The organism is Actinotalea sp. C106 (assembly GCF_023630195.1).
GTDB lineage: Bacteria > Actinomycetota > Actinomycetes > Actinomycetales > Cellulomonadaceae > Actinotalea.
Genome location: NZ_JALPKN010000073.1, coordinates 1 through 12499, shown reverse-complemented (window position 1 = coordinate 12499; position 12499 = coordinate 1). Strand labels below are relative to the sequence as shown.

Sequence of the window (12499 nt, the reverse complement as noted above, 5' to 3'; positions counted from 1 at the left end):
GTCGCGGCGTGCGCCGTCGTCGTCGCGCTCGCGCTCACACCTGTCACCCCAGCAGGGGTGCCCGTGCTCGCCGCCGCGGTGGTCGCCGTCCTGGTCGGGTGGCGGGACCCCGCGCCACGGCTCGGTCGACCGGCACCCGGGCCGACCTCTCAGGCAGACGCCTCGTGACGAGCACCTGGCTCGCGGTCCTCGCGGCGGCCGTGCTGTGCTTCGCGATCAAGCTCCTCGGCCACCTGGTCCCCGAGCACTGGCTCGCCCAGCCTCGGGTGGCCCGGATCGCCGGACTGGTCACGGTCGCCCTGCTCGCCGCCCTGGTCGGGGTCCAGACCTTCACGAGCGGCGAAGCCGTGGTGGTCGACGCGCGACTGGTGGCGGTGGGGGTCGCTGCCGTGGCCCTCGCCCTGCGAGCACCGTTCGTCGTCGTGGTGCTGCTGGCGGCCCTGGTCGCGGCAGGGCTGCGCGCCGTGGGCTGAGGCCCTGTCGATGGTCTGCGGGGCCCAGGCATCGCCGACCCCTCGGCGGACGCGTTGGTAGCCTGCGCGGATGGCACTCTTCCGCGAGCAGGCTGACGTCTCGGTCCGACCCGCGGTCGCCGAGGACGACGCCGCGATCGCCCGCGTCCAGCTCGAGGCGTGGCGGGCCCACCACGCCCTGGTCCTGGGCCCGGAGGTCCTCGACCAGCTCGACACCGCAGCGGTCCGCGCCCAGTGGACCCGCGCCATCACCCAGCCGCCGTCGTCCGCCCATCACGTGCTCGTCGCCTGCGACGGCGCCGAGGTGGTGGGTTTCGCCTCCTCAGCCCCTGCCGAGAGCGGGGTCGAGGTCCTCGCCCTCGAGGTGCTCCCCGGCCGTCAGCGTGGCGGGCACGGCTCCCGGCTGCTCACCGCCTGCGTCGACCTCGCCCGCGAGCACGGGGCCGTGCACCTGCAGACCTGGGTGCTGGACGAGGACGAGGCGCGCGAGCTCTTCCTGGGCTCGGCGGGCCTCGGGGCGGACGGCGCTCAGCGTTCCCTCGGCATCAGCGCGGGGCCTGACGGGCTCACCCGCACCGTGCAGGAGCACCGTTGGGTCGCTGAGATCTAAGACGTCCGCGAGGGCCGAGGACCACGTCGCCTCAGCCCCGAGGGGCACCCGAGCGCCGAAGCCTGACGGCGGTGCGCAACGAGGAACGCGCCCGACGGCGGTCCCCCGCGGCGTCGTAGGCGAAGCCCAGCCGGAACCAGGCCGCCCAGTCCTCGGGGGACGCCTCGACCTCGGTCCGGGCGAGGGCGAAGGCGGCGTCGGCGGCGCTCCGGTCGATCCGCCCGCCCGGGCTGCGCGGCAGGTCGTCGACCGGCAGCGAGCCCGATGCCGCGAGCGTGTCCGCCATCCGCTGGACCGTCGTCGCGAGCCACAGCTCACGGGCGAGCAGCCAGAGACCGAGGAGGGGCAGGACCAGGATGGCCAGACCCAGACCGATGCCCACCGGCTCCCCCGTCCCGATCAGGACGGCCCCGCGACCCACGACGGCCACGATGTACACGAGGAAGAGCGCGACCATCACCAGCGCGCCGAGGAGAGAGCGTCGCACGATCCCTCAGCCCAGGTCGAGGTAGTGCTCGAGGCCGACCGTGAGGCCGGGGCGCCGGCCCACCTCACGCACGGCGTGCAGCACCCCGGGCATGAACGAGGTGCGGTCGAAGGAGTCGTGCCGGATGGTGAGCTGCTCCCCGGCGTTGCCGAGCAGGATCTCCTCGTGCGCTACCAGGCCCCGTAGCCGGACCGCGTGCACCCGGATGCCGTCGACCTCAGCCCCTCGCGCCCCGTCGAGCTGCTGGCTGGTGGCGTCCGGGACCGGCCCCAGGCCCGCGTCGCGACGGGACGCGGCGATGCCCGCGGCGGTGTGCCGGGCGGTGCCGCTCGGCGCGTCCGCCTTGTCAGGGTGATGCAGCTCGACGACCTCGACGGACTCGAACCACCGTGCCGCCTGCGCGGCGAACCGCATCGCCAGGACTGCTCCCAAGGCGAAGTTCGGCGCGATGAGGACCCCCACACCGGGGGCCTCGGCGAGGTGCTCGCGGACGCGACCGAGGGAGCCCTCGTCCCACCCGGTGGTCCCGACGACGGCGTGCACCCCGGCGTCGATGAGGGCGTGCACGTTGGCCTCGGTCGCCCCGGGGACGGTGAAGTCGACCGCGACCTGCGCCCCGGTCGCGGCGACCCCGCCCACGGAGTCCTGCGCGTCGAGGCGGGCGACCACCTCGAGGTCGGGGGCGGCCTCGAGGGCCTGGACGGTCGTGGCGCCCATGCGCCCGGAGGCGCCGAGGACGGCGACGTTGATCGGCTGGCTCACGGTGAGCCACCCTAGTGCGTGGTCCGGCGGCCGATGTGGCCCCGGGCCCGGGCTCATGCCCGGTCCGCCCCCTGCCGAGGAAGAGGTCATGACTCGTCGTGCCCTCGTGCTGGTTCTCGGGACCCTCGGACTCTTCGTGGCCACGACCCTCGCTGCCGGGGCGATCCACGCCGCGGAGGTCCTCCGCAGCAGGGCGGCGGCCGAGGCCGAGCTGAGCAGCCACGGCCTCGACGTCGACGGCCTGCTCCCGCTCGACCTGGCCGAGCTGTTCTGGTGGTCGACCGAGTGGTCGGTGGGTGCCACGGGCCTCGCGCTGCTCGCCTGGGTGGCGGCTGCGCACTCCCGGGCTCGTGGCGGTCGCGGACGCCCGACGGTGCTGGTGGCCGGCATCGCCGTCGGGGGGTGGGTGGGGGCGTACGTCACCGCAGAGAAGGTCTGGGGCGGGCTCAACCCCCTGCCCTGGCCCGGGCCGCAGGTCCCCTACGCCTGGGAGGGGGACGACGACGTCGTCTTCACGCTCGTGCACCCGGCGGCGACCGCACCGCTGGTCCTCCTGGGGTGCGTCGCCCTGGCGGTGCTGCTCTCGCGCTGGACCCCCCTGACCGTCCCGCCCCCGCCCTCGACGACCAGCGCTCGGGTGGCGGGCCTGGTGGCCGGCAGTCTGGGCCTGACCCTCCTCACCGTCTACGCCGTGGCGCACGTGCACGCCGTCGGAGACCTCTCCCTGTGGACGAGCGATGCCCTCGTCGCGGGTGCGGCGACACTCTTGGTCGTGGTGCTCGTCGCAGCGATCGCCTCGGGTGACGTCCCCTGGCACACGCCGGTGCTGGGTCTCATCGCCCTCGGTGCCGTGCACCCGCTCTTCGCGGAGTGGGCCTGGGGCAGCTCCGACTCCTACCTCGTGGCGGGGGTGGCGGCCTGCGGCGCGCTGGCCTGCGCGTGGGGATGGCGTCCCCTCGCTCGAGGCCTGGACCGGCTCGTCGCCCCGTAGCTGCCTACACCCGCGACGGCGGTCAGTCGCCGAACGGGCCGACCTTGACCACGGACCGCGGCTGGGCTGCGAGCAGGCCGGCGAGCTCCTGGACCTCGGCGGCCGTCACCGCGCGGATCCGCTCGAGGGACTCGTCCTGCGTGAGGAGCCGCCCGTGCACCAGCTCGGCCTTGCCCAGCCGACTCATCCGCGACCCGGAGTCCTCGAGACCGAGGACGAGCCCTCCTGAGAGCTGGCCGATGCTCCGGTCCAGCTCGGCCTGGGTCAGCCCGTCCTGGGCCATCCGCTCCCACTCGAGGGCGAGCAGCTCGACGACCTCGTCGACCTTGGCAGGGGTGCACCCCGCATAGAGGCCGAAGACACCGGTGTCCGCGTGGCCCGAGGCGAAGCAGTACACCGAGTACGCGAGGCCACGCTTCTCCCTGATCTCCTGGAAGAGCCGGGAGGACATCCCCCCACCCAGCGCGGCGCTGAGGACGGACAGGCTGAACCGTCGATCGTCGGTGGCCGTCAGGCCGAGCCCACCGAGGATCACGTTGGCCTGCTCGGTGCTGCGTCGAATGGTGGTCTCGGTCGCCCGGGGGGCTGACCCGTCCGGCAGGGTCAGGGAGTCCCGGGCCCCGGCACCGCGGCGCGCTCGGGGGGCGTGGTCCCCCGAGAGGTCCCACCCACCCTGCTCGAGCGCGCCGGCCACCTGGGTGCAGAGCGTCTCGTGGTCGACCCCACCGGCCGCGGTCACCACGAGGGTGGCCGGGCCGTAGTGCTCGCGGTAGTGCTCCCAGACCGCGTCACGGGGCACCGCGCGGATCGAGTCGGGGGTCCCGCCGATGGGGCGGCCCAACGGGTGGTCGGCGAGCACCGCCGCGGCGAACTGCTCGTGCACGACGTCAGCAGGGTCGTCGTCGTTCATGGCCAGCTCTTCGAGGATCACCCCGCGTTCGAGCTCGAGCTCGTTCTCGTCGAGGGTCGCCGAGGTGACCATGTCCGCGATGACGTCCACGGCCATCGGCAGGTCCGCGTCGAGCACCCGGGCGTAGTAGCACGTGTGCTCTTTACCCGTGGCGGCGTTGGCCTCCCCGCCCACGGCGTCGAAGGCCTCCGCGATGTCCATCGCGGAGCGGCTCGGCGTGCCCTTGAACAGCAGGTGCTCGAGGAAGTGCGTCGACCCGTGGTGGCCGTCACGCTCGTCGCGCGAGCCCACGCCCACCCAGGCTCCGACCGTCGCGGAGCGCAGGCCGGGCATGTGCTCGGTGAGTACCCGGACACCGCCGGGCAGGACGGAACGACGCACGAGGGCGCCGCCGTCCTGCTCGGCGGTCTGCTCGCTCCCCGGGAGGCCCGGGGCGCTCAGCGGGAGATCCAGAGGCACCTCAGGCCTGGCTGTCCTCGGACTGCTCGGACGACGCGTCGTCGCCCTCGATGACCGCGTGCAGCGAGAGCTTGCCGCGCGGGTCGATCTCGCCGATCTCGACCTGGACCTTCTGGCCCACGCCGAGGACGTCCTCGACGTTCTCGACCCGCTTGCCGCCGACGAGCTTGCGGATCTGCGAGATGTGCAGCAGACCGTCCTTGCCCGGGGAGAGCGACACGAAGGCGCCGAAGGTCGTGGTCTTGACCACGGTCCCGACGAAGCGCTCGCCGACCTCGGGCATGTGCGGGTTGGCGATCGCGTTGATCTGCGCCCGCGCGGCCTCGGCCGACGGTCCGTCGGTCGCGCCGATGTAGACGGTGCCGTCGTCCTCGATCGAGATGTCGGCGCCCGTCTCCTCCTGGATCTGGTTGATCATCTTGCCCTTCGGGCCGATGACCTCGCCGATCTTGTCGACCGGGACCTTGACGCTGATCACCCGAGGAGCGTTGGGCGACATCTCGTCCGGGACGTCGATCGCCTCGTTCATGACGTCGAGGATGTGCATCCGCGCGTCGCGGGCCTGGGTCAGGGCACCCTGGAGCACCGAGGACGGGATCCCGTCGAGCTTGGTGTCGAGCTGGATCGCGGTGACGAACTCCCGCGTGCCGGCGACCTTGAAGTCCATGTCGCCGAAGGCGTCCTCGGCACCGAGGATGTCGGTCAGAGCGGCGTAGCGCGGCTGCCCGTCGACCTCGTCGGAGATGAGGCCCATCGCGATGCCCGCGACCGGTGCACGCAGCGGGACACCAGCGTTGAGCATCGACAGGGTCGAGGCGCAGACCGACCCCATCGAGGTGGACCCGTTGGAGCTGAGTGCCTCGGAGACCTGACGGATCGCGTAGGGGAACTCCTCGCGGCTCGGCAGCACGGGCATGAGCGCGCGCTCGGCCAGGGCGCCGTGCCCGATCTCGCGCCGCTTGGGCGAGCCCACGCGGCCGGTCTCGCCGGTCGAGTAGGGCGGGAAGTTGTAGTTGTGCATGTAGCGCTTGCGCGTCTCGGGGGCGAGCGTGTCGAGCTGCTGCTCCATGCGGAGCATGTTGAGCGTCGTGACACCGAGGATCTGCGTCTCGCCACGCTCGAACAGCGCCGAGCCGTGGACGCGGGGCAGCACCTCGACCTCGGCCGAGAGGGTGCGGATGTCCGCGAGCCCACGACCGTCGATGCGCACGCCGTCGGTCAGCACGCGCTGGCGGATGAGCTTCTTGGTCACTGCACGGATCGCGGCCGACAGCTCCTTCTCGCGGCCGTCGAAGCCCTCCTGCAGGGCGCCGATGGTCGCGTCCTTGATCTCGTCGAGACGCGCCTCGCGCTGCTGCTTGTCCGCGATGGTGAGCGCCTCGGCCAGGGGGCCGGACACCTCGGCCTCGACCGCGGCGTAGGCGTCGTCCTGGTACTCCAAGAAGCGCGGGAACTCCTGCGTCGGCTTGGCGGACTTCGCAGCGAGCTCGGCCTGCGCGTCGCAGAGCGCCCGCAGGAACGGCTTGGCCGCCTCGAGCCCTTCGGCCACGACCTCCTCGGTCGGTGCGGCGACGCCCTCGTTCTTGACCAGGTTCCACGAGCCCTCGGTGGCCTCGGCCTCGACCATCATGATGGCGACGTCGTCACCCACGACGCGACCGGCGACGACCATGTCGAAGACCGCCCGCTCCTTGTCGCTGTGCTTGGGGAACGCCACCCACTGGCCGTCGACCAGCGCGAGCCGGACACCGGCGATCGGGCCCGAGAACGGCAGGCCCGAGAGCTGGGTGGACAGCGACGCGGCGTTGATCGCGAGGGTGTCGTACGCGTCGTCGGGGTGCAGGGCCATGACCGTGATGACGACCTGGACCTCGTTGCGCAGCCCCTTGACGAAGGTCGGGCGCAGCGGTCGGTCGATCAGGCGGCAGGCCAGGATCGCCTCGGTGGAGGGGCGACCCTCCCGACGGAAGAACGAGCCGGGGATGCGTCCCGCGGCATACATGCGCTCCTCGACGTCGACCGTGAGCGGGAAGAAGTCGAAGTGCTCCTTGGGGTGCTTGCCCGCGGTCGTCGCGGACAGCAGCATCGTCTCGCCGTCGAGGTACGCCGCGGCAGAGCCGGCGGCCTGACGGGCCAGGCGGCCCGTCTCGAAACGGACGGTACGGGTGCCGAAGCGGCCGTTGTCGATGACGGCCTCGGTGAACTGGATCTCGGGTCCCTCCATGGGATCCCCTCCTCATGTCGATGTGCCCGTGCTTCGCGCGACGGTCATCGATCGAGGTCCGCGGAGCCGGCCGCGAACGGCCCTCCGCGAGCCACTACCGAGGACCGGACGCCGGTTCTGGGCGGTACTGGTTGATGCGGTGGTACTACGTGTCGATCAGTCGTGCTGGTGGTGCCTGGCACAGGCCCGACACCGGACCAGCCCGGGCCCGAGGGGCCCGGGCTGGTCCGGGAGAGTCAGCGGCGCAGGCCGAGACGCTCGATCAGGCTGCGGTAGCGGGCGATGTCGATCCTCTGCAGGTAGCCGAGGAGGCGACGGCGCTGACCGACCAGCAGGAGCAGGCCACGACGCGAGTGGTGGTCGTGCTTGTGCTCCTTGAGGTGCTCGGTCAGGTCCTTGATGCGCTGCGACAGCATCGCGATCTGGACCTCGGGCGAACCCGTGTCGTTCTCGGTGGTCGCGTACTCGGTCATGATGCGCTGCTTCGTGGCGGCGTCGAGGGGCACGGGGTCTCCTGGGGTTCTTCTCGTTGCGCGGTGCTCCGGGGCATGTCCACCCGGGCGCTCTGGTTCCGCGGCCGATCTGACGGCCTTGGCATGCTATCAGTCGGCCTCCGAGGCCCCCAACACCAGCGGCCCACCGGCGAGCAGGTGCCGCGCGCGCGCGACGTCCTTCGACATCTGCGCGACGAGATCCTCGACGGTGTCGAACCGCACCGTCGGCCGCAGGTGGGCGACCAGCTCGAGGACGACCTCCTCGTCGTAGAGGTCGAGGTCGGTGCGGTCCAGCACGTAGGCCTCGACACGGCGCCGGACCCCGTCGAAGGTCGGGTTCGTCCCGATCGAGATCGCGACCGGCAGGTAGCCGTCGGGGAGCCCCTCGGGCAGGTCTGGGCGCCGGAGCCACCCGGCGTAGACGCCGTCCGCCGGGACGGTCCCGCTCATGTCCTCGCCCAGGTTGGCCGTGGGGTAGCCGAGCTCGCGACCCCGGGCGTCGCCGTGCACGACGGACCCGCGGACGCGGTGGGGGCGGCCGAGGATGTCCGCGGCACCTGCCACGTCCCCGGCGGCGAGCAGCTCGCGCACCCAGGTCGAGGACCACCGACGGCTCGCGTCCTCGGGGCTGTGGATGTCCTCGATGACCTCCACGTCGAAGCCGTGGTCCTTGCCGAGCCGGACCATCGTGGCGAGGTCCCCCGCGTTGTCCCGGCCGAACCGCACGTCCCGGCCGACCACGACGGTGCGGGCGTGGAGCCCCTCGACCAGGTAGCTGCGGACGAACTCCTCGGGGAGCAGCTGCGCGAACTCGAGGGTGTAGTCGATCAGCAGCACGGCGTCCAGGCCGGTGCCGGCGAGCAGGTCGAGCCGGTCGGCGAGTCCCGTGATCAGCTCGGGCGTCTCACCGGGACGGTGCACCTGGGCGGGGTGGGGGTGGAAGGTCACGGCGACGGCGCTGCCGCCGAGGGCGCGCGCCGAGCGGACCATGCGGGTCAGCACGCTCCGGTGACCGCGGTGCACCCCGTCGAAGTTGCCGATCGTGACGACCGAGGGGCCGAGGTCTGCCGGGACCTGGCGCAGGTCGGTCCAGCGGTGCACGCGCTCTCCTCGTCTGCCTGCTGCTCCGCCCCGCGCGGACCGCGGAGCGGGACAAGCCTGCCACGACCCCGCGCCGTCGTACGCCGCACGGAGCCCGTGCGGCGCTCAGCCCACGAGGACGGACACCAGGAGGAGGACCGCGAACCCGCCACCGGCCGCCAGGGCGAACCAGCCCAGGAGGTGCGCCAACGTGCCATCACGATGCCCGGACCGTCCACGGCCGCCTCTACCCATGCTGCGGATCATCCCACGCGCACGGTCCCCACCGCTCACGGCTCGAGCAGCCGCTCGAGCCACTCGGGGCCGCGCAGCGAGACAGCCGGTCACCGGCTCCCGAGCGGCAACCTCGTGTCAGGGGGTCGCGCCAGGGGTCTCGTCAGGACGCGCGAAGACGATGACCGGACGCGACCGACCCTGCTCGTCGGTGAGCAGGGCGACGAGCTCGCCCTCGGGGCCGAAGGCCGCCACGGGGAGCTCTCGGGTCCCGACGGGACCGTCCTGGGTCGTGGGGATCCGCCGTCCGAAGGAGAGCTCGCGCGCGAGCTCGGCATCGAGCGAGCGGCTGGGCAGCGTGGCACGTGCCGCCTCGGCGAGGGGCAGGAGCGAGAGCTCCTCCGCGAGCTCGTCCAGGGTGCGGGCCTGGTCGATGCCGTACCCCCCGACCCGGGTGCGCCGCAGCGCGGTCAGGTGACCGCCGGTGCCCAGGGCCGCACCGAGGTCACGCGCGATGGCCCGCACGTAGGTGCCGGAGGAGCAGGTCACGTCCACGTCGACGTCGACCACGGGCGTGTCCTCGGCGACACCGGGCCGCACGTCCTGGACCTGGAGCCGGTGCACCGTCACGGGTCGGGCGGCCAGCTCGACCGTCTCTCCGGCCCGCACCCGGGCGTAGGCGCGCCGGCCGTCGACCTTGATGGCGCTGACGGCCGACGGCACCTGGTCGATCGCACCGGTCAGGCGCGCGACGTGGTCGGCGAGGTCCGGGAGCGGGATCGCGGCGCCGGCCCGCTCGAGGACCTCGCCCTGGGCGTCGTCGGTGGTGGTGACCACACCGAGCCTGATCGTCGCGGAGTAGTCCTTGTCCGCCCCGACGACGAAGGTCAGCAGCCGCGTCGCGGACTCGACCCCCAGCACGAGCACCCCGGTGGCCATCGGGTCCAGGGTCCCCGCGTGACCGACCTTGCGCGTGCCGGCAAGGCGTCGCACGCGTGCGACGACGTCGTGACTCGTCCAGCCCTCGGGCTTGTCGACGACGACGATGCCCGCGGGGGCGCGCTCAGCCACGAGGGGCAGAGCCGTCCACGCCTCCGTCCGAGGGCTCGGTGCCGCCCTCGGCCTCCGGCGCGTCCTCGTCCTCGTCCTCGTCGTCACGACGGTACGGGTCGGCCTCCCCCGCGTACTGGGCGGCCGCGGCGAGGGCGGCGACCTCGGCGTCGCGGGCGGCAGCCTGACGCAGGGCCTCCTCGAGGTGCTGGGCGGTCTCGGGGATCGCGTCGGCGATGAACTCGAGGGTCGGCGTCAGACGGATGCCGACCTGCTTGCCGACCTCGGAACGGATCACGCCCTTGGCGCTCTCGAGGGCTGCCGCGGTGCCCTCGCGGGACTCGGTGTCGCCCAGGACGGTGTAGAACACCGAGGCGTGCTGCAGGTCCCCCGTCACCCGGACGTCGGTGATCGTCACGAAGCCCAGGCGAGGGTCCTTGATGCGGGTGTCGAGCATGCGTGCCACGGTCTCGTGGATCCGGTCCGCGACCTTGCGCGCCCGAGGGTGGTCAACCATCAGAAGTCTCCTCATGTGCAGTGGTGCCCCGTCCAGGAGCACCGGGCCCCGCGTGGGTACCCACGGTGACGTCACGGAGCGCGGCGGTGATCGACGCGCGGACCGTGGTGGGTCTGGCAGGACGCCCGACGAAGGAGGGCGTCGGGTGGGCCGCGCGTCGATCACCGCCGCGCGGCCCACCCCGGACATCACCTCAGGAGCGCGGCTTCTCCTGCATCTCGTACGTCTCGATGACGTCCTCGGCACGCAGGTCGTTGTACGACCCCAGGCCGATGCCGCACTCGTAGCCGTCGCGGACCTCGGTCGCATCGTCCTTGAACCGCTTGAGCGACTCGATGGACAGGTTCTCCGCGACCATGGTGCCGTTGCGCAGGACGCGCGCCTTGGCGTTGCGTCGGATCACACCGCTGCGGACCAGCGACCCGGCGATGTTCCCGAACTTGCTCGAGCGGAAGATCTCGCGCACCTCGGCCGTACCGAGCTGCACCTCCTCGTACTCGGGCTTGAGCATGCCCTTGAGGGCCGACTCGACGTCGTCGATCGCCTGGTAGATGACCGAGTAGAACCGGACGTCCACCCCCTCGCGGTCGGCGAGGTCCTCGACGCGCTCGGCGTACTTGACGTTGAAGCCGAGGATGATCGCGTTGTCGACGGTCGCGAGGTTGACGTCGTTCTGCGTGATGGCACCCACGCCGCGGTGGATGACCCGCAGAGCGACCTCCTCGCCCACGTCGATCTTGAGCAGGGCGTCCTCGAGGGCCTCGACGGCACCCGAGACGTCGCCCTTGAGCACCAGGTTGAGGGTCTCGACCTTGCCCTGCTGCAGGGCGCTGGTGAAGTCCTCGAGGCTGATCCGCTTGCGACGCTTGGCCAGCAGGGCGGCACGCTCGGCGGCCTCCCGCTTCTCGGCGATCTGCCGGGCCGTCCGCTCGTCCGGGGCCACCAGGAAGGTGTCACCGGCACGAGGCACGGAGGCGAGGCCGAGCACCAGCACCGGACGCGCCGGCGTGGCCTCGGACACGGTCTCGCCGTGCTCGTCGAACATCGCCCGGACGCGGCCGTGGGCCGTGCCCGCGACGATCGCGTCGCCGACCCGCAGCGTGCCGGACTGGACCAGCACGGTCGCGACCGCACCACGCCCCTTGTCGAGGTTCGCCTCGACCGCGACGCCTCGGGCGTCCTTGTCGGCGTTGGCCCGCAGGTCCAGGGCAGCGTCCGCGGTCAGCAGCACCGCCTCGATCAGCTGGTCGATACCCATGCGCTGGAGCGCCGAGATCTCGACGAACATCGTGTCGCCGCCGTACTCCTCAGCCACGAGGTTGTACTCGGTGAGCTGCTGGCGGATCTTGTCGGGGTTGGCCCCCTCCTTGTCCACCTTGTTGACCGCGACGACGATCGGCACGCCGGCCGACTGCGCATGGTTGAGCGCCTCGACGGTCTGCGGCATCACGCCGTCGTCGGCCGCGACCACGAGGATCGCGATGTCGGTGACCTGGGCACCACGGGCACGCATGGCCGTGAAGGCCTCGTGACCGGGGGTGTCGATGAAGGTCACGGCCCGCTCGAGGCCCTCGTGCTCGGTGTGGATCTGGTACGCACCGATGTGCTGCGTGATCCCCCCGGCCTCGCCGGCGACGACGTCCGCCGAACGGATCGCGTCGAGCAGCTTGGTCTTTCCGTGGTCGACGTGACCCATGACGGTCACCACCGGCGGACGAGCGCTCAGCTGGTCGTCGCTCTCGTCGGCGAGCTCGGCGTCGAGGTCGATGTCGAAGGCCCCGAGCAGCTCGCGGTCCTCCTCCTCGGCCGAGACCATCTCGATGATGTACCCGAGCTCGTTGGCGAGGGTGCCGAAGGTGTCCTCGTCGAGGGACTGGGTCGCGGTCGCCATCTCACCGAGGTGGAACAGCACCGTGACCAGGCTCGCCGGGTTGGCGTCGATCTTGTCGGCGAAGTCGTTCAGGGACGAGCCGTGTCGCAGCCGGACGACGGTCTTGCCGTCACCGCGCGGGACCTGCACGCCACCCAGCGAGGGGGCCTGCATCTGCTCGAACTCCTGGCGCTTCGCGCGCTTGGACTTCCGTCCCCGGACAGGCCGACCACCAGCACGCCCGAAGGCACCCGCGGTGCTGCCACGGCCAGCGCCACGGCCGCCACCACCCGGGCGACCGGCGAAGCCGCCGGGGGCGCCACCGCCACCACCGGGAC

The 12499-nt window shown here is 72.3% G+C and carries 12 protein-coding genes; 3 read left to right on the top strand and 9 right to left on the bottom strand.

The window, feature by feature from the left end:
• Window positions 1-164: 164 nt before the first annotated feature.
• Window positions 165-473 carry an AzlD domain-containing protein gene (locus L0B03_RS07135; protein ID WP_250445104.1) on the top strand — a complete coding sequence of 103 codons (309 nt, stop codon included), beginning with the start codon at window positions 165-167 and terminating at the stop codon, window positions 471-473.
• Between the two features lie 70 nt (window positions 474-543).
• A complete protein-coding gene (locus L0B03_RS07130) occupies window positions 544-1083 on the top strand; it encodes a GNAT family N-acetyltransferase (protein ID WP_250445103.1) in 540 nt (179 codons plus the stop codon).
• Between the two features lie 31 nt (window positions 1084-1114).
• Here the strand turns inward: L0B03_RS07130 and L0B03_RS07125 are convergent, their stop codons facing one another.
• Together L0B03_RS07125 and dapB are read right to left on the bottom strand one after the other, a co-directional pair.
• Window positions 1115-1570 (bottom strand): hypothetical protein, encoded by a 456-nt coding sequence (locus L0B03_RS07125; protein ID WP_308200015.1) that lies wholly within the window; start codon window positions 1568-1570, stop codon window positions 1115-1117.
• A 6-nt stretch (window positions 1571-1576) separates the two neighbouring features.
• The gene (gene dapB / locus L0B03_RS07120; RefSeq protein WP_250445102.1) at window positions 1577-2332 is read right to left on the bottom strand and encodes a 4-hydroxy-tetrahydrodipicolinate reductase; all 756 of its coding nucleotides are present in this window, start codon (window positions 2330-2332) and stop codon (window positions 1577-1579) included.
• 88 nt (window positions 2333-2420) lie between these two features.
• Here dapB and L0B03_RS07115 point away from each other — a divergent pair, with 88 nt between their 5' ends.
• The gene (locus L0B03_RS07115) at window positions 2421-3323 is read left to right on the top strand and encodes a hypothetical protein (protein ID WP_250445101.1); all 903 of its coding nucleotides are present in this window, start codon (window positions 2421-2423) and stop codon (window positions 3321-3323) included.
• Window positions 3324-3345: 22 nt separating this feature from the next.
• Here the strand turns inward: L0B03_RS07115 and L0B03_RS07110 are convergent, their stop codons facing one another.
• From L0B03_RS07110 to infB, 7 genes are all read right to left on the bottom strand, one after another.
• On the bottom strand, window positions 3346-4692 hold the full coding sequence (locus L0B03_RS07110) for a pitrilysin family protein (RefSeq protein ID WP_250445100.1): 1347 nt from the start codon (window positions 4690-4692) through the stop codon (window positions 3346-3348).
• Between the two features lies 1 nt (window position 4693).
• Window positions 4694-6916, bottom strand: coding sequence for a polyribonucleotide nucleotidyltransferase (locus L0B03_RS07105; RefSeq protein ID WP_250445099.1), 2223 nt, complete (start codon window positions 6914-6916; stop codon window positions 4694-4696).
• Between the two features lie 236 nt (window positions 6917-7152).
• Window positions 7153-7422, bottom strand: a complete 270-nt coding sequence (rpsO, locus tag L0B03_RS07100; protein WP_208057002.1) for a 30S ribosomal protein S15 — start codon at window positions 7420-7422, stop codon at window positions 7153-7155.
• A gap of 96 nt (window positions 7423-7518) precedes the next feature.
• Complete coding sequence (locus L0B03_RS07095) at window positions 7519-8511, bottom strand: bifunctional riboflavin kinase/FAD synthetase (RefSeq protein WP_250445098.1); 993 nt, start codon at window positions 8509-8511, stop codon at window positions 7519-7521.
• 351 nt (window positions 8512-8862) lie between these two features.
• A complete protein-coding gene (gene truB, locus L0B03_RS07090) occupies window positions 8863-9795 on the bottom strand; it encodes a tRNA pseudouridine(55) synthase TruB (protein ID WP_250445097.1) in 933 nt (310 codons plus the stop codon).
• Window positions 9788-10291 (bottom strand): 30S ribosome-binding factor RbfA, encoded by a 504-nt coding sequence (gene rbfA, locus L0B03_RS07085; protein ID WP_250445095.1) that lies wholly within the window; start codon window positions 10289-10291, stop codon window positions 9788-9790. The genes truB and rbfA overlap by 8 nt, the downstream gene beginning before the upstream one ends.
• Before the next feature lie 193 nt (window positions 10292-10484).
• On the bottom strand, window positions 10485-12499 hold a 2015-nt coding region (gene infB / locus L0B03_RS07080; protein ID WP_250445093.1), incomplete at its 5' end, for a translation initiation factor IF-2.

What these genes read in the sequence shown, in the direction of transcription:
- L0B03_RS07130 (WP_250445103.1), top strand. Translation starts at nt 544, where the DNA reads ATGGCACTCTTCCGCGAGCAGGCTGACGTCTCGGTCCGACCCGCGGTC.
- L0B03_RS07105 (WP_250445099.1), bottom strand. Translation starts at nt 6,916, where the DNA reads ATGGAGGGACCCGAGATCCAGTTCACCGAGGCCGTCATCGACAACGGC.
- L0B03_RS07115 (WP_250445101.1), top strand. Translation starts at nt 2,421, where the DNA reads ATGACTCGTCGTGCCCTCGTGCTGGTTCTCGGGACCCTCGGACTCTTC.
- rbfA (WP_250445095.1), bottom strand. Translation starts at nt 10,291, where the DNA reads ATGGTTGACCACCCTCGGGCGCGCAAGGTCGCGGACCGGATCCACGAG.